The organism is Vibrio panuliri, assembly GCF_009938205.1.
In the GTDB taxonomy this organism is placed as follows: Bacteria; Pseudomonadota; Gammaproteobacteria; order Enterobacterales; family Vibrionaceae; genus Vibrio; species Vibrio panuliri.
On record NZ_AP019654.1, the window covers coordinates 943,383 to 964,783 of the forward strand.

At 46.3% G+C, this 21,401-nt stretch carries 19 protein-coding genes; 17 read left to right on the forward strand and 2 right to left on the reverse strand.

Annotated features, from left to right (window positions below):
* Positions 1–134 precede the first annotated feature (134 nt).
* Positions 135–1,868, reverse strand: coding sequence for an arginine--tRNA ligase (gene argS, locus GZK95_RS04315; RefSeq protein WP_075708971.1), 1,734 nt, complete (start codon positions 1,866–1,868; stop codon positions 135–137).
* Positions 1,869–2,106: 238 nt separating this feature from the next.
* On the opposite strand from argS, the gene GZK95_RS04320 reads away from it, so the two are divergent.
* A complete protein-coding gene (locus tag GZK95_RS04320) occupies positions 2,107–2,700 on the forward strand; it encodes a VOC family protein (RefSeq protein WP_075716499.1) in 594 nt (197 codons plus the stop codon).
* Here the strand turns inward: GZK95_RS04320 and GZK95_RS04325 are convergent.
* Positions 2,692–5,466 carry an insulinase family protein gene (locus GZK95_RS04325; RefSeq protein WP_075716498.1) on the reverse strand — a complete coding sequence of 925 codons (2,775 nt, stop codon included), beginning with the start codon at positions 5,464–5,466 and terminating at the stop codon, positions 2,692–2,694. The two genes, GZK95_RS04320 and GZK95_RS04325, sit on opposite strands and share 9 nt — an antisense overlap.
* Positions 5,467–5,801: 335 nt before the next feature.
* Between GZK95_RS04325 and sixA the strand changes: the two genes are divergently transcribed.
* The 16 genes from sixA to GZK95_RS04405 all read left to right on the forward strand — a co-directional run bounded on the left by sixA (position 5,802) and on the right by GZK95_RS04405 (position 21,399).
* Positions 5,802–6,266, forward strand: coding sequence for a phosphohistidine phosphatase SixA (gene sixA / locus GZK95_RS04330; RefSeq protein WP_075716497.1), 465 nt, complete (start codon positions 5,802–5,804; stop codon positions 6,264–6,266).
* Between the two features lie 112 nt (positions 6,267–6,378).
* Positions 6,379–8,475 (forward strand): flagellar biosynthesis protein FlhA, encoded by a 2,097-nt coding sequence (flhA, locus tag GZK95_RS04335; RefSeq protein ID WP_075708967.1) that lies wholly within the window; start codon positions 6,379–6,381, stop codon positions 8,473–8,475.
* Positions 8,476–8,507: 32 nt separating this feature from the next.
* Positions 8,508–9,989 carry a flagellar biosynthesis protein FlhF gene (gene flhF, locus GZK95_RS04340; RefSeq protein WP_075708966.1) on the forward strand — a complete coding sequence of 494 codons (1,482 nt, stop codon included), beginning with the start codon at positions 8,508–8,510 and terminating at the stop codon, positions 9,987–9,989.
* A gap of 9 nt (positions 9,990–9,998) precedes the next feature.
* Positions 9,999–10,886, forward strand: coding sequence for a MinD/ParA family protein (locus GZK95_RS04345; protein WP_075708965.1), 888 nt, complete (start codon positions 9,999–10,001; stop codon positions 10,884–10,886).
* Positions 10,879–11,613, forward strand: coding sequence for an RNA polymerase sigma factor FliA (locus GZK95_RS04350; RefSeq protein WP_075708964.1), 735 nt, complete (start codon positions 10,879–10,881; stop codon positions 11,611–11,613). Before GZK95_RS04345 ends, GZK95_RS04350 begins: the two co-directional genes overlap by 8 nt.
* Before the next feature lie 45 nt (positions 11,614–11,658).
* A complete protein-coding gene (cheY, locus tag GZK95_RS04355) occupies positions 11,659–12,027 on the forward strand; it encodes a chemotaxis response regulator CheY (RefSeq protein WP_075649797.1) in 369 nt (122 codons plus the stop codon).
* 44 nt (positions 12,028–12,071) lie between these two features.
* Complete coding sequence (locus tag GZK95_RS04360) at positions 12,072–12,794, forward strand: protein phosphatase CheZ (RefSeq protein ID WP_075708963.1); 723 nt, start codon at positions 12,072–12,074, stop codon at positions 12,792–12,794.
* A gap of 9 nt (positions 12,795–12,803) precedes the next feature.
* The gene (locus GZK95_RS04365) at positions 12,804–15,020 is read left to right on the forward strand and encodes a chemotaxis protein CheA (protein ID WP_075716496.1); all 2,217 of its coding nucleotides are present in this window, start codon (positions 12,804–12,806) and stop codon (positions 15,018–15,020) included.
* Between the two features lie 26 nt (positions 15,021–15,046).
* Positions 15,047–16,177, forward strand: a complete 1,131-nt coding sequence (locus GZK95_RS04370) for a protein-glutamate methylesterase/protein-glutamine glutaminase (protein WP_075716495.1) — start codon at positions 15,047–15,049, stop codon at positions 16,175–16,177.
* Positions 16,178–16,187: 10 nt separating this feature from the next.
* On the forward strand, positions 16,188–16,964 hold the full coding sequence (locus GZK95_RS04375) for a ParA family protein (RefSeq protein ID WP_075708960.1): 777 nt from the start codon (positions 16,188–16,190) through the stop codon (positions 16,962–16,964).
* Positions 16,957–18,012 carry a chemotaxis protein CheW gene (locus tag GZK95_RS04380; RefSeq protein ID WP_161987195.1) on the forward strand — a complete coding sequence of 352 codons (1,056 nt, stop codon included), beginning with the start codon at positions 16,957–16,959 and terminating at the stop codon, positions 18,010–18,012. Before GZK95_RS04375 ends, GZK95_RS04380 begins: the two co-directional genes overlap by 8 nt.
* A gap of 35 nt (positions 18,013–18,047) precedes the next feature.
* Complete coding sequence (locus GZK95_RS04385) at positions 18,048–18,542, forward strand: chemotaxis protein CheW (protein ID WP_075649803.1); 495 nt, start codon at positions 18,048–18,050, stop codon at positions 18,540–18,542.
* On the forward strand, positions 18,542–19,033 hold the full coding sequence (locus GZK95_RS04390) for a DUF2802 domain-containing protein (protein WP_075709012.1): 492 nt from the start codon (positions 18,542–18,544) through the stop codon (positions 19,031–19,033). The genes GZK95_RS04385 and GZK95_RS04390 overlap by 1 nt, the downstream gene beginning before the upstream one ends.
* 214 nt (positions 19,034–19,247) lie before the next feature.
* Positions 19,248–19,868, forward strand: coding sequence for a cytochrome c biogenesis heme-transporting ATPase CcmA (ccmA, locus tag GZK95_RS04395; protein WP_075709011.1), 621 nt, complete (start codon positions 19,248–19,250; stop codon positions 19,866–19,868).
* A gap of 14 nt (positions 19,869–19,882) precedes the next feature.
* Positions 19,883–20,539, forward strand: coding sequence for a heme exporter protein CcmB (ccmB, locus tag GZK95_RS04400; protein WP_404817688.1), 657 nt, complete (start codon positions 19,883–19,885; stop codon positions 20,537–20,539).
* Between the two features lie 107 nt (positions 20,540–20,646).
* Positions 20,647–21,399: a heme ABC transporter permease gene (locus GZK95_RS04405; protein ID WP_075713061.1), complete on the forward strand. Its 753-nt coding sequence runs from the start codon at positions 20,647–20,649 to the stop codon at positions 21,397–21,399.
* The last annotated feature ends 2 nt before the right edge of the window (positions 21,400–21,401 follow it).

Sequence of the window (21,401 nt, forward strand, 5' to 3'; positions counted from 1 at the left end):
AAAGCAAAGCAATTGGATTTTTAGGGTAAAAAAGTGCGCGAAATAATTGCTCAACCTATTGAATACGCTTCAAAGGGCAACAAAAAAGGCTGACGTTAAACGCCAGCCTTGATAGCTTGTATCAACAGTCGAGCTTACATACGCTCTAGCGTGTCGATACCTAGTAGTGATAGACCTTGCTTGATAGTCTTCGCTGTCAGCGCTGCAAGTTTTAGGCGGCTCTGTTTCACAGCTTCGTCTTCTGCTACTAGGATAGGGCATGCCTCGTAGAAGCTAGAGAACTGACCTGCTAGTTCGAATAGGTAGCTACACATAATATGTGGTTGACCTTCGCGAGCCACTGACTGAACGGCTTCTTCAAACTGCATTAGCTTAGCGATAAGCGCTTTCTCTTTCTCGTCAGTGATTTGGATATCACCTTGTAGCTCATCCATTGACACGCCAGCTTTAGCGAAAATAGATGCGACACGAGTGTATGCGTATTGCATGTAAGGCGCTGTGTTGCCTTCAAATGCTAGCATGTTGTCCCAATCAAACACGTAGTCAGTAGTACGGTGCTTAGATAGGTCAGCGTACTTAACGGCTGCCATTGCCACTGTGCTTGAGATTTTCGCTTTCTCTTCAGCATCAAGGTCTGGGTTCTTCGATTCAATCAGTTTCGCTGCGCGCTCTTCTGCTTCATCTAGAAGATCGGCAAGACGTACAGTACCGCCAGCACGAGTCTTAAATGGACGACCATCTTTACCTAGCATCATACCGAAGGCATGGTGCTCAAGAGATACAGACTCTGGCACGTAACCCGCTTTACGAACGATAGTCCAAGCTTGCATTAGGTGCTGATGTTGACGAGAGTCGATGAAGTATAGAACGCGATCTGCACCAAGTTGCTCGTAACGGTATTTTGCACACGCAATGTCAGTCGTGGTGTATAGGAAGCCACCATCACGTTTTTGCACGATAACGCCCATAGGTTCGCCATCTTTGTTCTTGAACTCGTCTAGGAAGACAACTTGTGCGCCATCATCTTCAACCGCAAGACCTTGTGCTTTAAGGTCTGCAACGATCTTAGGTAACATGTCGTTGTACATGCTCTCACCCATAACGTTATCACGAGTTAGTGAAACGTTTAGACGATCGTAGTTGCGTTGGTTTTGAATCATGGTTACGTCAACCAGCTTCTTCCACATTTCTGCGCAGAACTCATCGCCGCCTTGTAGTTTAACTACGTAGCCACGCGCTTTTACCGCGAACTCTTCGTCTTCATCGTACAGTTTTTTCGATTCACGATAGAAAGCTTCAAGGTCAGCCAGTTCCATCGATACTTCACCAGATTCCTGTTGTACGCGCTCTAGGTTGGCGATCAACATACCAAACTGAGTACCCCAGTCACCGATGTGGTTCGCACGAATCACTTTGTGACCTAGGAATTCAAGCGTGCGTACAACCGCATCACCAATGATGGTTGAGCGTAGGTGACCAACGTGCATTTCTTTCGCTACGTTTGGTGCCGAGTAGTCTGCAACGATAGTTTGTGCTGCTTCTGCCGCTACGCCAAGACGTGAATCAGCTAGCGCTAACTCCGCTTGTTTGGCAAGAAACTCTTCACTAAGGAAGATATTGATAAAGCCAGGACCTGCAATTTCAGTTTTGCTCGCAATACCGTCTAGGTCTAGAACATCCAATACTTTCTGCGCAAATTCGCGAGGGTTCGTACCGAGTTTTTTAGCGACGCCCATAACGCCGTTTGCTTGGTAGTCACCGAATTGTGCTTTTGCAGATTGACGAACGGCTGCAGGGCTGCCTGCAGGTGCGCCAGCGGCTTCTAGAGCCTGAGAAACTTTTTCATTAATAAGTGCTTGGATATTCACACGCGCTTCCTTCAAATCTAGGAAATATTGAGGTTTGCCGATTGTGGCGAAAATGGATACTGATAGTATCGGCGCCGTTCAAAATAGCGGCAAACCAAATCGAGTTCACAAATTGGCGCACATGATACCAATTTTATTAAAAGGCATATAGGGCGTAATTTGAGTATTTTGCTACTTTTCCCTAAGTAAAAGGTTACTATGAGCAAAAAAGTCACCTTTTACTTTAGGAAGATGCCTCATGTCGCTAGCAAGTGCAGAACTATTGCCAGAGCAGTTAAAGCAAAAATTACCAGAATTTATGCTTAGAATTCAAAATCTAAGTGAAAAGCTCCGTATCGATTTAGCTCAGTTTCAAGCGGATCATATAGCGTTGCGTATCAATGAGGTGGAACTCGCCCAACAAGCGCATCAAGCGTGGTTGAAAGAGGGGAAAGAGATCTCTAATGCGCAGATTAATGGACGTCCGATCATTGTTTTAGCCTTTCACCAACCTTTAAAGGCACTCGACTGGCAAATAGAGTGTTTAGAACTACCGTATCCAACTGAGGGTAAACTCTACCCAGAACAGAGTTGGGAGCATGTTGAGTTTGTGATTCCTTCACAAGCACAAACCGCAGAAGAGTTTGCCCAAGAGCTTAAACAGCGTTTTCCATCCTTGGCTGCACAGTGGGGCGACTTGGCTGACATGGGGATCAAGGTCAAGCTATCGAGTCCCAAAGGCGAGGGTGAGCGGCTGAATAACCCGACCGTTGCGTTTAAGCATCAAGGGGTGTGTATTAAGCTCCACCCCCATTCGCTTAAAGCGATTGTCGCTTCTGAGCAATCAGCCTAGTTCAACGTCTTTTGGTCTTAATTGAAATTCTTCAATTGACCCAATTTCTAACCCAAGGTTTAACGGCTCCGCCTCTTGGTGGGCATTGCCTTGGGTGTGCATTATCAAACGATTCGCCGTGCGCGGTTTTAGCTGGTTGACGACAAAACGAATCATATCGCTGCGAGTCAATTTCTTCAGTTCAGCAAGCACGCGCTGTCTTTGGTTAAAGTCCTCATCTTTATTACCAATAGCGACCCAAAGTCTTTGGGCACGCCCACGTAACGTCGTGTCTGGAGTGGCAATTTGATTCCAAAGCCCTCGTTTACTGCTGTGCCATTGATACTCATTAAGTTCGAGCAAGACCATGTAAAATGCATTGAGGAACTCATCAATCGAGCTAATCAACTCGACTGGCGCCGCATTCGGTGATTGGACATAAAGTACGATACCCGGGTGCTTATTGAGTGGCATATTGCCGGTGCCTACCATGTAACCCAGTTGCTGTTTTGTCCGAATTTCATGGAAGAAGGTCGCCGACATTAAGTGGTTTGCCAGAGAGTATAAAGCGATGTTTTTGGCTGAAGTATCATCACATTGGTAGTACACCACAATCGCCGAGTCTTCTTGATTGCAAGGCACATCACGCTGGAATGTGCCGCTTTGCCCAAGCATCACGAGAGGGCGGAGTGCCTCTTCGTATTGTTGGTTCTGTACGCGTAGTGCGTCTCTTAATGTATCACCCAGCGCTAACGCATCACTTCGAGTCCAATCTCCAAAGACAAACATTTCAACGTGTAGCTCGGCCAAAATGGCTTGGACAAAGCTCGCCAATGAATCAACCTCAATGGTTTCCAGCGCTTCAACTAATACCGGATAAGGAGGATTGTTTGGTTGTAGAATCCCTGTCATGGCATTAAATAGCTGCGAAATAGGGCGATCTTGGGCTGAATTTCGCCAATTTCTCAGCAATTGGGTTTTTATCGTGTCAAAACGTTTTTGGCTAAACTCCCGTTTGGCAAAACGCGCCAAAATCATTTTCATCAACTCTGGCTGCTTTTCCGTAAAACCAGAAATCGCGAGGGTAACGCCGCCCTGATGCGCGTACAGGTTGTACCCCATGCCTGCAATTTCAGCTTGGTAGGTCTCTTTTGCTAAGGCGTCGAGGAACATTTCAACGCACAAGCGAGTCTTGACGATATTGATCGGTGTAGCAACCGCATTAGGGCTATCAATCGCAACATAAACCACACCTTTAGGAACGCGAAACTCATCATCTTGCAGATGCCAGAGTTTAAAGCCCGGCATTTCTGAAATGACTTGCGGAACTTCCGTAACTTCGTCTAGCGGCTTAGGTGTGAGGTCGTAGCAAATAAACGGGTTACGCTCAGGTAACTCAGCCTTGATGGTTGACGGTTGAAGGTAAAACGCTTTTTGCTCTGGGCTAAGTTGTCGCACTGAGTATGGCGTAAAATACCATTTGGCGGTTTCCTCATAATCAAGCCCTTTGGCAATTAACGTGACGCGAAGGTTGTCGGCAGTAAAGTGAGTCGCTAACTGCTGCAGCACATCTAACTGGTACTGCGCCATTTTAAAATCACCATAGATGATATCGTCACTTTGATAGTGCTGCATATTGACCACAAGGTGACTTGCCATATCTAACGGGCGAGTTGGCTCTTGAAAACGAAAAGCTGACTCAAGTACCGCTTTTTTCTCAAGATAGCGCCACTCATCGAAACCGCGTGCTTTGATGATGGCGATATAGTTAAACACAGCCTGAATAATATCGTCAGTATGGTTGAGGCCTTTTTCCGTCAGAGTACAACTGACATTGAACTCGCGATAATTACTGCCGCTCGCGCCACCGCCTGCAGATAGTGATGTGATCCACCCTGCCTCTTTGAGTTCGAGCATTAAGCTGTTGTCACCTTCATAGCCAAGCAGATGGGCAAAATAGGAAAGGGGCTTAGTATGGTAGTACTCATCGCTACTTGGCATCGGGAAGGTCAGCATTAGCTTGCGGATTTCTTTAACCGGCTCGACATTGACCCAAATTCCGGTTGAACGTAAATCAGCGTAAGGTTCAGTCACGCATTTGCCACTAAGGTGCTGATTGGTAATCGCAGAAAACTTCTCTTTTGCGCAGTTCTCAAGTTCATCTAAGGATTGCGCGCCAGCCAGCACCAGCGTCATAAGATCGGCAGAATAGTTTTGCTGATGAAAGCGAATGATCTCGTCACGAATTGACTGACCACCACGGTCGCCTAGAGTTTCAAGATTACCAACCGAAAACTTGGCAAAAGGATGGTTAGGATTGATCACCTCTTTGTGCACTTGGTAAAGGCGTCGAGAGTCATCGTTGAGTTTCATTTTGTACTCAGAGTCGACGGCTTGACGTTCCTTATCGAGCGCCTCTGCATTGAATAGCGGTGCCGTAAAAAACTGGCTAAATCTGTCGAGGGCGTTGGCGAATGCGCGAGTATCGACATCGAAAAAGAAACAAGTATGTTCCGTGCCTGTCCATGCGTTGTTCATTCCGCCATGTTGGCTAATGTAACTCTGAAACTCGCCCACTTTTGGGTATTTTTCGGTGCCAAGAAACAGCATATGTTCAAGATAGTGCGCCATGCCTTCACGGTCTGAAGGGTCGTCGAAATGACCGACGTTGACCGCCAGTGCCGCCGCCGATTTTTGTGCATCTTGGTCGTGAATCAATAGCACCCTTAAATCATTGCTTAAGGTTAAGTAGCGATATTGATTAGTATCATTTGGGCTTACATGCACAGCTTTTCTCCGAACCTTGAGAGTATGTCTAAGTATGAACGCGTTTATTGCGCCTGCAAACAACTATTCAGCATCCTCTGGGGATGAAATGAGGTATTTGCGGCATAAATGATTGCCACATCTTGAAACAAAAACATCCATATTACCCTTAAGATTGTTAAGAAAGTCTGAGTCTTTGGCAAGTTACTTGATATAATTAATTAAAATATATACCCAAGTGACTTTGGAAATGGGCACCGTTAGGTCGGCACGCCGATGCATTTAGGTTGCTTGGGTATATCAAATAAGCCCAAAAATTTGTGAGGCGAATAAGTCCTCACACTACAGGAAAAAGTATGAAAATCGTGATTATGCGTCACGGCGAAGCGGAAACATTCGCCCAAAGTGATGCCGATCGAGCGCTAACTCCGTTTGGAAGAAGTGCTTCAAGAGATGTCGCGCAACGTTGTGCCCTACAGGGTGTATCGCAGTTTGATAAAGTGCTAGTCAGCCCATACAAAAGGGCAAAACAGACCTGGCAAGAACTCGAAGAGATTTTTGCCGCCAAAGATGTTGAGTTGTGTGAGGACATTACCCCTTACGGTGACTCGGCGACAGTGGCGGATTTTCTGCAAGCCTTAATAGATTTAGAGCAACTTGACTCAGTCTTGTTGGTCTCCCATCTTCCATTGGTTGGCTATCTCACCGCTGAATTGGTGATTGATATGGTTCCACCAATGTTCCCAACTTCAGGTATCGTCTGTATTGAATACGATCCGGCTACACAACGTGGAGAGTTGCTCTGGAATATTAATCCGTAGCAAACCTAGTCGCTAAACTGACATATATTTGACTTTTTAGTGGACTAATACTTGCATAAGTGGCTAACTACCTGTGACAAAAGACTGTTTAGTTGTATTAGCCTCTATTTTTATGAAGTTATCTCTACCATTTGCGGATAAACTACCTCCGTTACCTAAGCGAGCAATGCCTGCGATCGGCGCACCCGTTATGGTGTTGGCGACGTTGGCGATGGTTGTGCTACCTATGCCAGCCTTCCTGCTCGACTTGTTCTTCACCTTTAATATTGCCTTATCGATGGTGGTATTATTGGTGACGGTTTACACCCGTCGTCCGCTAGATTTTGCTGCCTTTCCAACCGTACTGCTTATCGCAACGCTGCTGCGCTTGGCGTTGAACGTTGCGTCGACTCGTGTCGTGTTGCTGTATGGCCATGAAGGCCCAGGCGCTGCGGGTCACGTAATCGAAGCATTTGGTAACGTAGTGATCGGCGGTAACTACGCAGTTGGTTTTGTCGTATTCCTTATCTTAATGATCATCAACTTTATGGTGGTGACCAAAGGTGCTGGGCGTATTTCTGAAGTTAGTGCTCGCTTCACGCTAGATGCCTTACCCGGCAAACAAATGGCGATTGATGCTGACTTGAACGCAGGTCTGATTGACCAAGACCAAGCTCGAACTCGCCGCCAAGAAGTGACCAAAGAGGCAGACTTCTATGGCTCGATGGATGGTGCGTCAAAATTTGTAAAAGGCGATGCGATTGCCGGTATTTTGATTCTATTTATCAACATCATCGGTGGTCTTTCGATTGGTATGGCACAGTATGGGTTGGGTTTCGCTGAAGCGATGCAAATCTATACCTTGCTGACGATTGGTGATGGTCTGGTTGCGCAGATCCCATCGCTACTGCTCTCTATCGGTGCTGCAATTATGGTAACTCGTCAAAACACTGACGAGGACATGGGGCAGCAGGTGGTCTTCCAGTTGTTCGATAATCCTAAGGCATTGATGATCACCGCGTTGATCTTATTTGTGATGGGTATTGTTCCGGGCATGCCGCACTTTTCTTTCTTACTTCTCGCTGCGATGGCTGGAGGTGGTGCCTACTGGATGACGCGCAAACAGAAAAAACAACAAGAAGAAAAGAGCAATTTGCCTGCGACACCAACCTCAGAACCAAGTACGCCCAAAGAGCTCTCTTGGGACGATGTTCAGCCAGTGGATATTATTGGCCTAGAGGTGGGGTATCGTTTGATTCCGTTGGTTGACCGAGACCAAGGCGGTGAGTTGCTTGAGCGAGTGAAAGGCGTACGTAAAAAGCTGTCACAGGATTTTGGTTTCCTTATACCCGCAGTCCATATCCGCGATAACCTTGAGTTAACTCCAAACAGTTACCGCATCACCCTAATGGGGGTGGCTGTTGGTGAGGCAGAAATTCGCCCAGACCAAGAGTTAGCGATTAACCCCGGTCAGGTTTATGGTGTGATAGAAGGTGAACCGACGATTGACCCAGCATTCGGCTTGGAGGCGGTATGGATTCGTGATGATCAACGAGAACATGCTCAAGCTCTGGGTTACACGGTGGTTGACTCCTCGACGGTATTGGCGACGCACCTAAGCCAGCTTTTGACCAATAATGCCTCCCACTTGATTGGTCATGAAGAAGTACAAAACTTACTGGAAATGCTAGGTCGCAGCACGCCGAAACTGGTTGAAAGTTTTGTGCCTGATCAGCTGCAACTTGGCGTGGTCGTGAAAGTACTACAAAATCTGCTTAACGAGGCAGTTCCTATCCGCGACATTCGTACCATTGTGCAGACCTTGTCCGAATATTCTTCGAAGAGTCAAGAACCTGACATCTTAACTGCTGCCGTTCGAATTTCACTAAAACGCCTAATTGTTCAGGAAATCAATGGATTAGAGCCGGAATTGCCAGTGATAACTTTGATTCCTGAGCTGGAACAAATTTTGCATCAAACTATGCAGGCTTCCGGAGGGGAGTCAGCAGGTATCGAACCCGGCCTTGCTGAGCGCTTACAAGTGTCATTGAGCCAAGCGACTCAAGAGCAAGAATTAAAGGGCGAACCAGCAGTCTTGCTAACGTCTGGTGTGCTTCGTTCTACCCTCGCTAAATTTGTTAAGAATACAATCCCAACGCTGCGCGTACTCTCTTATCAAGAGATCCCGGACGAAAAGCAAATTCGCATCGTTCAAGCGGTGGGCAACTAGTTTCTGTTACTAACCCATAACGGATATCGATTTTGAAAATTAAACGATTTTTTGCCAAAGACATGCGAACGGCGCTTCTTCAAGTCAAAGAAGAGCTTGGGTCTGACGCGGTGATCATGTCGAACAAAAAAGTCGCTGGTGGTGTTGAAATTGTCGCGGCTGTTGATGGCGAGCCATCGGCTGCGCGTGTCAACAGCAATTATAATTCGCTTCCGCGCACTGCGCCTGCAACTCAAGTTTCCCCGAATTTGGAAACAAGAACCAATGGCCGCGAGCTCGATGATGATCGTGTAAGTTTAAACAGCAGCGCAGAGACTGGACGTTCGATGACCAAACGATTTGCCAGCATGCTTAAGCAATACAGCCACAATCGTCCGGGTCACGAAGAGGCAGAAGAAAGCGGCAACGATGACTCGTTGACAGCACTGCTTAAACGCCAAGCGGCACAGCGTAATCAAAATGGTGATATCAAGCTCAAGCAAGATTCGCCTTTAGCTCGTTTGATTGCTGAAGACCGCCGTATCGAAAGACCAAAACCACAACTGGATCCGACTCGATACGAGCGCCAAGCGGCACGTGAATCGGCAGTGTCGAGTGAAGATTTGACCGACATGCGTGAAGAAATGACGTCCATTCGTCGCCTGCTTGAGCACCAAGTATCGGGTTTGATGTGGCAAGAAGTTGAGCGTCGTGAGCCATTAAGAGCCATGCTGATTAAACGCTTAGAGCGTATGGGTTTGTCTTTAGAGTTGGCTGACCAGTTGGCCTGTTATATTCCAGAAGACACTCCACCGAAAAAAGCGTGGAAAGCATTGCTTGGTTTAGTCGCAGACCAGATCCCAATTTCAAAGCAAGATATTCTTAAACGTGGTGGTATTGTCGCGCTACTAGGGCCTACTGGCGTTGGTAAGACAACCACGGTAGCTAAACTCGCAGCTCGTGCTGCAATGGAGTACGGCTCGGACAACGTTGCGTTGGTCACAACGGATACATATCGTATTGGTGCCCATGAGCAATTGGCCATTTACGGCAGAATTATGGGTTGTCCTGTAAAAGTCGCTAAAGATTCCAAAGAGTTAGCCGATGTAATATATCAACTACGCCATCGTCGTCTTGTTTTAGTGGATACCGCAGGTATGGGACAACGAGATGTTCGCCTTTCAGAACAATTAGATACCCTAATGCAAGAGAGTGGTGAAATTATTCACAGCTACTTGGTTTTACCTGCGACGGCACAGCGTAAAGTATTGCAAGAAACCATTGACCACTTTAAACGCATACCTCTCTCTGGTTGCATCATGACCAAGCTTGATGAGTCATTAAGCCTTGGAGAGTTTGTGAGCGTTGTAGTGCAAAATGCGCTGCCAGTGGCTTATATCGCGAATGGACAACGCGTACCTGAAGATATCGTTATTGCTCAGCCTAAGTACATGGTGGCGAAAGCAAATGATTTACTTGAGAAATCGGCGGACGATGAACCGCACTATTGGAATAGTGAAGTAGAGAGGTTCTAGGCGGCGATGATGACAGAGAATATGATACAAGACCAAGCTAGCGGATTGCGCCGCTTAACTCAACCATCACTGACGAAGGTTATTTCGGTAACCGGCGGTAAAGGTGGTGTGGGTAAATCTAATGTCACTCTTGGGCTGGCAATTTGCATGGCTCGTCAAGGCAAGAAAGTGATGGTTTTGGATGCTGACTTAGGTCTGGCTAACGTCGATGTGATGTTGGGAATTCGTCCAACACGCAACCTAGGGCACGTTCTTGCTGGTGAATGCGATCTCGCTGATGCCATTGTAGAAGGTCCATTTGGAATCAAAATTATTCCAGCGACTTCCGGTACTCAATCGATGACAGAATTGACCCATGCCCAACATGTTGGTTTAATTCGTGCCTTCGGTAGTCTCGAAGATGAGATGGATGTGCTGCTGATTGATACCGCAGCCGGCATTTCGGATATGGTAATTAGCTTCTCGCGTGCGGCACAGGACGTCGTAGTGGTGGTGTGTGATGAGCCAACCTCAATTACCGACGCTTATGCGCTCATTAAGCTATTGAGCAAAGAGCACCAAGTGCAGCGATTCAAAATTGTTGCAAATATGGTCAGAAGCTATCGAGAAGGGCGAGAATTGTTTGCAAAGTTGACCTTAGTCACAGAGAGATTCTTGAATGTGAGCCTTGAGCTCGTAGCATGTATTCCATTAGATGATAAAGTTCGGCAAGCGGTGAAAAGACAGAAGATTGTTGTTGACGCGTTTCCGCGCTCGCCTGCAGCCCTAGCAATAGGATCGCTTGCAAACAAAGCCTTAACATGGCCCATCCCCAAAACGCCGAGCGGGCATTTGGAGTTTTTTGTCGAACGTTTGTTAAACCGACCACAACCATTAGAGGAACCATTTGGTGAATAAGGCGTTGACCTATGACCAATACGGAAACCATAACAGCCAGAGGCTTTTCTTAGAAAAGTACTCGGTTTTGGTTAAACGGATTGCTCATCATTTGCTTGGCAGACTGCCATCAAGTGTTCAGGTTGAAGATCTTATCCAAGCGGGAATGATTGGGCTTCTGGAGGCGCAAAAGAACTACGACGGCAATAAAGGTGCGAGTTTTGAGACCTATGCTGGAATACGCATTCGTGGCGCTATGCTTGACGACATTCGTCGTGGAGACTGGGTTCCACGATCGGTGCATAAACATAGTCGCGAAATCAACCAAGCTATCGCAGTTCTTGAAGGTCAGCTGAGTCGAGATCCTACGGATGCCGAAGTGGCAAGTTTCGTCGGGATGTCGCTAGAGCAATATCACAGCGTTCTGACTGATATCAATTGCTCTCGTTTGGTAGGGATAGAAGACCTTGGCGTCTCGGAGGATGTCATTACTTCCGAAGACACGGATGAAGAAAATGCACCTTTTCAAGGTGTTGCGGATGAATACTTTAGAAAAGCTCTGGTAGAATCGATAAAATCTCTACCTGAGCGAGAAGCTTTGGTGTTGTCTCTTTATTACGATGAAGAGTTGAACCTGAAAGAAATCGGCGAAGTAATTGGAGTTAGTGAATCACGCGTTAGCCAAATACTTAGCCAATCAATGCAACGTCTGCGCACAAAACTCAGTGCTTGGACAAACAATGACTAGAAATCACTGAAATTACACTCAGTGGAGGCAATTTTGAATAAAAACATGAAAATCTTGATTGTTGATGACTTTTCAACAATGCGCCGTATCGTTAAAAACCTACTTCGTGATTTGGGTTTTAATAACACCCAAGAAGCGGACGACGGTTTAACAGCATTGCCTATGCTCAAGAAGGGCGATTTCGATTTTGTCGTTACCGACTGGAACATGCCGGGTATGCAAGGTATTGACTTGCTTAAGCATATTCGTGCCGATCAAGAGCTAAAGCATTTGCCAGTGTTGATGATCACGGCGGAAGCTAAACGCGAACAAATCATTGAGGCTGCTCAAGCTGGTGTAAATGGTTACATCGTTAAACCATTTACTGCAGCAACGCTAAAAGAGAAATTAGATAAAATCTTTGAGCGTTTATAGTCAACGTTTTGACTAAATAAATTGGGCAAAAAGGCCGGATAGGAATGATTTCATTAGAACAAGCTAAGCAACTTGTCGAGCTTTTAGAAAGTGGTAAGCAGCAAGACGCTGATGACTTGGTGAAAGGTATCTACAACATACCGAGCCAACCAGTGCTGCAAGAGATTGGCACCTTGACCCGAGAGTTGCATGAGTCTATTAAGCAATTTCATTTAGATGAACGTATTTCACAACTAGCAAACGACGATATTCCTGATGCAAGGGAGCGTCTCCAATACGTGGTTGAGAAAACGGAAGTTGCTGCTAACCAAACCATGGATGCAGTAGACCGCTGCATGCCGATCGCTGACAACTTACATGACGGTTTATTACAAGTGCGACCGCAATGGAATCAGTTGATGCATGGCAAGATCGACCTCAGCGAGTTTAAGGCACTGTGTCACCGTATTGATGATTTATTAGGGCAAGTTGAAGGAAACAGCAGCGAATTACGCAGCTTGTTAACCGACATTCTAATGGCACAAGGTTTCCAAGACCTTACTGGGCAGATCATTGGCCGTGTTATTGAGTTGGTTAACGAAGTTGAATTGCGACTCGTTGATATACTTACAGTTTTTGGCCAGAATCAGTTGGACGAAGATATATCCAATAACAAGAAAAAAGCATTAACCGAACCAGAGGGGCCAATTATGAATCCTCATCAAAGGGACGATGCGGTTTCATCGCAAGACGAAGTGGATGACTTGCTCTCCAGTCTTGGGTTTTAGAGGTAACTTATGAGCTACGAATTAGACGAAGATATTCTTCAGGATTTTTTAGTTGAGGCGGGTGAAATTCTAGAGCTGTTATCAGAGCAGTTGGTAGAGTTAGAAAACAACCCCAATGACAAGGACCTGCTTAATGCTATCTTCCGTGGTTTCCACACGGTAAAAGGTGGCGCGGGCTTCCTAAGCCTGACTGAACTGGTTGATACCTGCCACGGCGCGGAAAACGTGTTCGATATCTTGCGCAATGGTCAACGTGAAGTTAATGCCAGTCTAATGGACACAATGCTTAAAGCGCTAGATACGGTTAATGAGCAGTTTCAAGCGGTGCAAGATCGTGAACCATTAGAGCCAGCAGATCAGTCACTCCTCGATGAATTACACCGTCTAAGTAAGCCTGCGACAGAAGATGAAGCAGAAGTAGCGCCAATTGAACCAGTGGTCGTTGAAGCTCCAGCTCCGATTATTGAACCAGAACCAGTTGCCGCACCAACGACACAAGTTGATGCAAGCTCGATCGATGAGATCACTCAAGATGAGTTTGAGAGATTGTTAGATGAGTTGCACGGTGCTGGTACCGCACCTGGCGCGAGTAAGCCAGTTGCAACTCCAGCGCCAGCCGCACCAGTTTCTTCAGTTGAAACCGGTGATATCACTGACGATGAATTTGAAAAACTGCTTGATGAACTGCACGGTGTTGGCAAAGGTCCTGGTAAAGAAGAACCTGTTGTTGCCGCCGCACCAGTCGCTCCAGCACCATCGAATGCTAAGCCTGCCGCAAGATCTTCTGATGAAGACTTGATGACGGACGATGAATTTGAAAAGCTGCTTGACCAACTGCATGGGCAAGGAAAAGGTCCAAGTGTTGAAGAGCTTGAGTTTGCGACAAAACCTGCTCACCACAATTCAGTTGAGCAACTGGTAGAAGCTGCACCTGCACCAGCAGCACCTGTTGTTGCTCCTGTCGCTCAGCCAGCGCCAACCGCAGTTGCACCGAAAGTAGAAGCGAGTGCTCCAGCGAAAAAAGAGGCAACGGTACCTGCGAAGAAAGCAGAAGCGACAGTGCGTGTTGACACCTCGACTCTCGATATCATCATGAACATGGTGGGTGAGTTAGTACTGGTACGTAACCGCCTGCTTAGCCTTGGCTTAAACAGCAATGATGAAGAGATGGCGAAAGCGGTCTCGAATCTTGATGTGGTCACGGCCGACCTTCAAGGTGCGGTGATGAAAACCCGCATGCAGCCGATTAAGAAAGTATTTGGTCGTTTCCCTCGTGTGGTTCGTGATTTGGCGCGTAGTCTGAAAAAAGACATAACGTTGGAAATGCGCGGCGAAGATACTGACTTGGATAAAAACCTCGTTGAGGCACTAGCAGACCCATTGATTCACTTGGTACGTAACTCGGTTGACCACGGCATTGAGATGCCTGAGGACCGTGTTAAAGCAGGTAAACCGCGTACTGGTAAAGTGATCCTGTCTGCGGCGCAAGAAGGGGATCATATTCAACTTGCTATCGTTGATGATGGCGGTGGTATGAACCCGGATGTTCTTCGTGGTATCGCGGTTAAACGCGGCATGATGGATGAAGACGCAGCGTCTCGCCTGACAGATAAAGAGTGTTTTAACCTGATCTTTATGCCGGGCTTCTCAAGTAAAGAGAAAATTTCTGATATTTCTGGCCGTGGTGTGGGTATGGACGTTGTGAAAACAGCGATCAATACACTCAACGGTTCGATTGATATTGATTCTGAGATGGGCAAAGGAACGCAAATCTCTATTAAAGTACCATTAACCCTAGCGATTCTTCCTACTCTGATGGTAGGTGTCGGTGGTAACCCATTCGCATTGCCGTTGGCAAGTGTGAATGAAATTTTCCACTTAGATTTGAGCCGCACCAACGTGGTTGATGGGCAACTAACGATTATTGTCCGTGATAAATCTATCCCACTGTTCTACCTACAGAACTGGTTATCTCCTCGTTCTGCTGGAATAGAACAACGTAAAGGACATGGTCATGTGGTGATTGTACAACTAGGTAGCCAGCGTGTCGGTTTTGTAGTTGATACCCTGATTGGGCAAGAAGAAGTGGTTATCAAACCACTTGATAACTTGTTACAAGGTACTCCGGGTATGGCTGGCGCGACCATTACGAGTGATGGTCATATCGCATTGATTCTAGATGTACCAGATTTGCTAAAACGTTACGCAGCGGCATCACGCATCTAATCGTTATTTTATAAAGAAGGATACACATGGCAATACGAGTATTAGTCGTTGACGATTCAAGTTTCTTTCGCCGTCGAGTTAGTGAAATCATTAACTCTGATGCACGATTAGAGGTTATTGATGTAGCCACTAATGGCAAAGAAGCGGTAGAAAAAGCGCTTAAAATCAAGCCAGACGTCATTACGATGGATATTGAAATGCCAATTATGGACGGTATCACTGCCGTCCGTGAAATCATGGCATCGAACCCAGTTCCAATCTTGATGTTCTCTTCGTTGACTCATGACGGTGCGAAAGCAACGCTTGATGCGCTAGACGCTGGCGCATTGGATTTCTTACCGAAAAAATTCGAAGATATTGCTCGCAACCGAGATGAAGCGGTGCAGTTACTTCAACAACGTGTGATTCAAATTGCGTCGCGCCGAACCTTTATGCGCCGTCCAGTGGCTCCGCGAGTTGCGCCGGCAAGCACTGCGGAGAGAACGACAACTCGCCCGCTAACGGGTTCAGTTCAACGTCAGCCTGTTGCTACAGCATCGCGCGCACCAGTTGCGCCGGCACGTTTTAAAGCCACAGGTAAAAAATATCAGCTAACCGCGATTGGTACCTCTACCGGAGGTCCTGTAGCGCTACAGAAAATTTTGACGAAATTGCCTGTCAACTATCCGCACCCAATCGTACTGATTCAGCACATGCCAGCGACCTTTACCGCAGCGTTTGCGAGTCGTTTGAACTCGCTGTGCAAGATTCAAGTCAAAGAAGCGGCTGACGGTGATGTGCTGCAAGCAGGGGTCGCTTATCTAGCGCCAGGCGGTAAGCAGATGATGATTGACGGCCGTGCCGGTAGTGCAAAACTGCGCATCATTGATGGTGGCGACCGCATGAACTACAAACCTTGTGTGGATGTGACTTTCGGTAGTGCCGCAAAAATTTACGGCGACAAAGTTTTGTCAATGGTGCTAACAGGCATGGGTGCTGATGGTCGAGAAGGCGCACGTATGCTGAAAAATGCGGGTGCGACCATTTGGGCGCAAGACGAAGAAAGCTGTGTTGTATATGGTATGCCTCAAGCAGTGGCAAAAGAGGGGATTTCCTCAGAAGATCTTCCTCTCGATCGAATTGCTGAACGTATGCTAGTCGAAGTTGGCCTAGCATAGAGGTAAGGCTATGATCGTATGGAGTATTGCAAACCAAAAGGGTGGCGTTGGTAAAACCACGACAACCATTACCCTTGCCGGTTTGCTTAGCAAGCAAGGTAAAAAAGTACTGTTGGTTGATACTGACCCTCATGGTTCTTTAACCACTTATTTGGGTTTTGATTCGGACAGTGTGCCTTCTAGCTTGTTTGATCTATTTCAACTCAAAGAGTTTACCGAACATACGGTAACCCCCTTGATTATGGATAGTGATATTCCTGGTATTGATATTATTCCTGCGCATATGTCACTGGCGACGCTTGACCGAGTTATGGGCAATCGCAGTGGTATGGGACTGATCCTTAAGCGAGCATTGATGGCTATTAAGGATCAGTACGACTATGTGCTGATTGATTGTCCGCCAATCTTAGGCGTGATGATGGTCAACGCTTTGGCTGCCAGCAATCGTATTTTGATACCAGTACAAACCGAGTTCCTCGCAATGAAAGGCTTGGAGCGAATGGTACGTACACTCGCGATCATGCAAAAGTCACGCAGTAAGCCATTTAAAGTAACGATAGTGCCAACAATGTACGACAAGCGTACACGAGCGTCGTTACAGACATTGCAACAGCTTAAGAAAGATTACCCGAATCAAGTCTGGTCATCTGCAGTGCCAATCGATACCAAATTTAGAGACGCGAGTCTGAAGCATTTACCCGTCTCTCATTTTGCATCAGGAAGCCGCGGCGTGTTTGCTTACAAGCAACTGTTACTGCACTTAGAGAGGCTTGCGATCGATGAGTGAAGAGACGCTACTCTCCAGTGAACAGGCACTTGATGACTACTTTACTTCCCTATTATGTGAAGATGAAGAGTTACAAGCCCTTGTAACACCAGATGTAGATGAGACCATTTTTGCAGAGCCAGAGCCAGAGCCAGAGCCAGAGCCAGAGCCAGAGCCAGAGCCAGAGCCAGAGCCACCTGCTGTCGAAAGCTATCAGCTTGAACCAATGGCGCAGATGGCGGAAACAAAAAGCTTTTACCATCCCACCAGTGTAGAGATTGAAATCCCTAACTTGGAAGATGTTGAAAGGCTATTGAAGCAACTTGAGTCATCTAACCCGGTTGACGATCTGCAGCTAAACAGTGTGATGGAACAAAACACACTAAATATTGCGCAAGCGGTACAGACACAAGTTGTTGAAGAAGAGATACAAGAGTGGGAGCCTGAGCCATACGTTGAGTCTCCAGATTTAGAGTCAGCAGTTGACGTAGCAAGCGAATTGGACGTCGAACTCGTTCAACATGAAAGCGAAATTGCTGAGATTGAAGTTGAAGCTCAAACTGAGTTGCAAACAGAAGCGGGTGCTTCATTTGCGGCGGATTGGACTTCGACTCAGCGAGACGTCGACTTTCAGGTGCTCTATTTTGATGTGAACGGCGTGACGTTTGCAGTACCACTGGATGAGTTGGGTGGTATTCATCGCATGGCTGAACTGAATCACTTAATTGGCCGACCTGAGTGGTATCTTGGTCTGCAATCTAGTCGAGAATCTCAACTGGATGTTGTCGATACTGCGAAATGGGTAATGGCTGAGAAGTTGTCTGATGACGACTATAAAGAACACTACCAGTACATCGTTATGCTTGGTGCGAGCATGTGGGGCTTAGCCTCTACCCAGTTAATGGGAACAGAGTTGCTAAACCCAGAAAAAGTGCGCTGGCGTGAGATGGCAGGCAAAAGACCATGGCTTGCTGGAATGGTTAAAGAAAAAATGTGCGCTCTGATCCATGTTGAAGCATTGATAGCTATGCTAAATGCCGGATTAGATGTAAAAGCATTAGACAAATAGATATGTGCCCTAAACAGGCTAAAAGAGGATAAGGTATGTCTCAAACTAGCGAACTTGAAGTGAGAAAAGAGAACTCAAATGATGAAGTACTTCAGTGGGTGACGTTCCAACTTGAGGAAGAAACCTACGGCATCAACGTGATGCAAGTACGCGAAGTTCTACGCTACACAGAAATCGCTCCGGTTCCAGGCGCGCCAGACTACGTTCTAGGTATTATTAACCTACGTGGTAACGTTGTGACTGTAATCGACACACGTTCGCGCTTTGGTTTAATGGAAGGCGAAATCACTGACAACACTCGTATTATTGTTATCGAGTCTGAACATCAAGTGATTGGTATTCTTGTTGATAGCGTAGCTGAAGTGGTTTACTTGCGTTCATCTGAAATTGATACCACGCCAAGTGTTGGTACTGATGAAAGCGCCAAGTTCATCCAAGGTGTGAGCAACCGTGATGGTAAGCTATTGATCTTGGTTGATTTGAACAAGCTTCTTTCTGATGAAGAATGGGATGAAATGGCTCATCTATAATGGATACTAGCTGGATGTTTAATGCGCCTGTAATGGCAGGCGTGGTTGCGTTTATATTCTTGGTGTTTGTGTTTAGTGTGTTACGCCTAAAATCAGCGCAAAGAAAAGCAGCCGAGCAAGCAAGACAGCAGCATCGACACTTAGATCGAGAGTTACAGAAAGCAAACAAGCAACTGTTAGAAGTACGCTCTGTTGTGGTTGGACTCGGTCAGCGAGTGAGTGAGCAAGAAGATATTATCCAACACCTTCTTGAGCGAATTAAAGACCTTGAGCAGGCTGATGGTGATGGCAGACTCTACTCTCGTGCCAGTAAGATGGTGCAACTCGGTGCTGACTTAAATGAGTTGATCGAAGAGTGTGAACTGCCAAAAGCAGAAGCTGAACTTATGCTGTCTCTACAGAATAAGTTGGCCGGTCGAGAGAAAATTCCGCCGCTGGAAGGCATGCCAGAGCAGTCAGCTAAGCATCGGCGAACCCGATCAAACCGATAATCCCAAAGGATGCTATATGCATCCTTTTTTATTGCTTACCATCTGATTTATGTCGCATTGTTTTCTAATGTGAACAGGTGGTGTGACTTAATGCATAATGTGATTAATTATTAACAACTTCTTACGTAGTTTCGTGATTCGTAAAGCTCTATCACTATGTTGTCGAAAAGCGCCTGTGATAATATAAGCGTCTAAATCTCTATTGTGGTTGCCAATGCTAGAAGTAAAACAATTAACAGCAATTCGTGACGAAAGAATTTTGTTCGAGTCTCTGTCTTTTTCCATAGATAGCGGCGAACTAGTGCAAATTGAGGGGCGCAACGGTACAGGTAAAACCACCTTGTTGCGTATTGTCGCTGGTTTGGGCGACCGTGATGATGGTGAAATTTACTGGAACAATGAAAATATTGAGTCCAATCGTGATGGTTATCACCATGATCTACTTTTCCTTGGTCATCAAACGGGTGTTAAACGTGAGTTGACCGCATACGAAAATCTACGCTTTTATGTTTCGGTACATAACCAGCAAGCGGCAGATAAAGAGACTATCTATCAAGCTCTTGTTAAAGTTGGGCTTGCGGGTCGAGAAGATGTACCAGTGGCGCAACTGTCTGCTGGGCAACAACGACGCGTGGCGCTTGCTCGTCTGTGGCTGAGTAATCACAAGCTGTGGATCCTTGATGAGCCTCTGACTGCGATTGATAAGCAGGGGGTTAAAGTTTTAGAAGCCTTGTTTCTCAATCATGCTGAACAAGGTGGGATTGTTGTGTTAACCACTCACCAAGATATGTTTGCTGACAACCCTAAACTACGCAAAATCAAATTAGGTGGTTAACTGTGCTGGCTATAATGAATAACGTCATTCGTCGAGAGTTACTGATAGCGTATCGACGCCAAGCGGATATTTTTAACCCACTTTGGTTCTTTATTATTGTGATCACGCTGTTTCCGCTCAGTATTGGCCCAGAGCCTAATCTACTAGCGCGAATTGCAGCGGGGATTGTTTGGGTTGCTGCGTTACTGTCTGCTTTGCTTTCGTTAGAGCGACTGTTTCGTGATGACTATCAAGATGGCGCACTTGAGCAGATGATGTTGATGCCAATTCCGTTGCCTTTAGTGGTGATGTCGAAAGTGATTGCTCACTGGCTGCTTACTGGGTTACCGCTGATTATTATCAGCCCGTTGCTCGCCATCTTGCTTTCACTTGATTTCAATACTTGGTTGGCCGTGATCCTAACTTTGTTAATTGGCACGCCAACGCTAAGTTTTATAGGGGCAATTGGTGTTGCACTCACCGTCGGTTTACAAAAAGGTGGTGTGTTGCTGAGTTTGCTGATTTTACCTCTCTATATACCGATTTTAATTTTTGCTACATCGGCGATTGATGCGGCATCGCTTGGTATGGCGTATAACGGGCAATTAGCGATTTTGGGGGCAATGTTTATGGGAGCATTGACCCTAACGCCATTTGCAATTAGCGCGGCTTTAAGAGTAAGTGTTAATTAGTTGTTTTCGATCAAGCACGATTTTTTCCCAGTATATAAATTACAACGCTACTAAATACCGAGAGACCTTCTACTCGGTAACTAATGAAGTAAAGAGTGAGACCGACAATGTGGAAATGGCTCCATCCATATGCAAAGCCTGAGTCAGCCTACCGCTTATGCGGAAAATTGCTGCCATGGTTTTCGATACTAGCCTTCGCTTGCCTTTTAATAGGCACTGTGTGGGGGTTAGCGTTTGCACCTTCTGATTATCAACAAGGCGACAGTTTTAGGATCATCTACATTCATGTGCCGTCGGCTATTTGGTCGATGGGGGTATATATGTCAATGGCAATCGCTGCTTTTATTGGATTGGTTTGGCAAATCCGCATTTCGGATATGGCAGCCTTGGCAATGGCGCCTATTGGCGCAGTGTTTACGTTTATCGCGCTTTTAACTGGTGCGATTTGGGGTAAACCTATGTGGGGTGCATGGTGGGTATGGGACGCTCGCTTGACTTCAGAGCTGATTCTACTGTTCTTGTACCTTGGCGTTATCGCGCTCTACCATGCTTTTGATGACCAAAAAACCGCTGCAAAAGCCGCAGGTATTCTGGCGATTGTTGGTGTGATCAATCTGCCTATCATCCACTTTTCAGTCGAGTGGTGGAACACGCTGCACCAAGGTGCGACGATCACTAAGTTTGATAAACCCTCGATCTCTAATGACATGTTGTGGCCACTACTGCTCAACATTTTCGGTTTTGCCTTTTTCTTTGGTGCTCTAACTTTAGTTCGTCTACGTAACGAAATTATAAGTAAAGAGAGCCACCGTCCTTGGGTGATAGAGATGTCGACCCGACTAACTCAGAGAGGTAATTAATC